Here is a 573-nt window from a genome sequence, read left to right on the forward strand (position 1 = left end):
CCTCGATGGGGTCGCCGAGCGTCGTGCCGGTGCCGTGCGCCTCGACCGCGTCGACGTCCTGCGGGTTCAACCCCGCCTGCGCCAACGCCGCCCGGATCACCCGCTGCTGCGACGGACCGCACGGCGCCGTCCGTACGTTCGAAGCACCGTCCTGATTGACCGCCGGGCCCCGCACCACCGCCAGGACCTGCCGACCGGCAGCCCTCGCAGACGACAACCGCTCCCCGAGCAGCATGCCGCCACCCACGGACCAACCCCTCCCGTCCGCACCCGCACCGAACGACTTGCACCGGCCGTCCGGCGCCCGACCCCGCTGACGCGAGAACTCCACGACCACATCCGGCGTCGGCATGACCGTCACACCACCGACCCGCGCCATCGAGCACTCACCCGAACGCAGCGCCTGCGCGGCCAGATGCAGGGCCACCAACGACGACGAACACGCCCACCGGCTCGCCGCGCAGGCCCAGCGGATCGGCACCCGCCGCCTCCAGCGTCTCCCACGACGTCTCCAGCAACAGGCGCTGCTGCGGATCCATCGCCAACGCCTCACGCGGCGAGATCCCGAACAGC

At 72.8% G+C, this 573-nt stretch carries 1 pseudogene; it reads right to left on the bottom strand.

Annotated features, from left to right (window positions below):
• Positions 1–573: pseudogene (locus PUR56_RS16175) on the bottom strand (polyketide synthase); the annotation flags it as partial.

Origin of the sequence: Streptomyces sp. BE303, from assembly GCF_036290945.1 — a bacterium.
Classification (GTDB): domain Bacteria; phylum Actinomycetota; class Actinomycetes; order Streptomycetales; family Streptomycetaceae; genus Kitasatospora.